The sequence below is a fragment of the Streptomyces sp. AC627_RSS907 genome (genome assembly GCF_019049165.1).
Genome location: NZ_JAGMUE010001403.1, coordinates 1 through 694, shown reverse-complemented (window position 1 = coordinate 694; position 694 = coordinate 1). Strand labels below are relative to the sequence as shown.

At 73.3% G+C, this 694-nt stretch carries 2 protein-coding genes; both read right to left on the bottom strand.

The features are described 5' to 3' along the window. Nucleotides 1-491 (bottom strand): protein-tyrosine-phosphatase (locus KUM32_RS42120; RefSeq protein WP_254406820.1); only part of this gene is annotated, 491 nt, incomplete at its 3' end. Continuing rightward, on the bottom strand, nucleotides 488-694 hold a 207-nt coding region (locus KUM32_RS42115; RefSeq protein WP_217146877.1), incomplete at its 5' end, for an L-threonylcarbamoyladenylate synthase. The genes KUM32_RS42120 and KUM32_RS42115, both read right to left, overlap by 4 nt.

Sequence of the window (694 nt, the reverse complement as noted above, 5' to 3'; positions counted from 1 at the left end):
CGCTCGACCACGCCGCCGGCCTGCTCGGGGTCGGGCAGCGTCGCGGGGTCTATGGCCCGCACCAGCCGGGTGAACTCCTTGAGCGTGAAGGTGCGCAGGCCGGCCGAGTGCCCCATGGAGATGACCTGGGCCCGGTGGTCGCGGGTGGCGGTCAGGACCAGGTCGGCGCGGATGACGTGCTCGTCGAGGAGTTCGCGGCCGAGGAAGCCGTCCGGGTCCGCGCCGAAGTCGGCCAGCACGGTGGCGGCGTGCGCCTCCATCGGCGCGCCCTCGTGACCCCAGGTGCCCGCGCTCTCCACGACGAGGCCACCGATGTACGGGTCGCCGAGCCGGTGCGCCAGGGCGTGCCGGTTCAGCCGCTCGGTGATGGGCGAGCGGCACACGTTGCCGGTGCTGACGTGGAGGATGCGAAAGGCGCCCGCGCCGTGGCCCTGGCCACCGTCGCGGAAGAGGTCACCGTCCGCTATGCCACGCCCGTGGGGGGACGTCAATTGGCCACCTCAAGATCGGGCACGACCTCGCGCAGTTGGTCAGCGCTGAGGGCGCCCGCGCGCAGCAGCACCGGCACCTTGCCGGTCACGTCCACGATGGAGGACGGCACGGCGGCCGGCGTCGGCCCGGCGTCGAGGTAGACCGAGATGGAGTCGCCGAGCATGTCCTGGGCCGCGTCGCAGTCCTGCGGCGAGGGGTGACC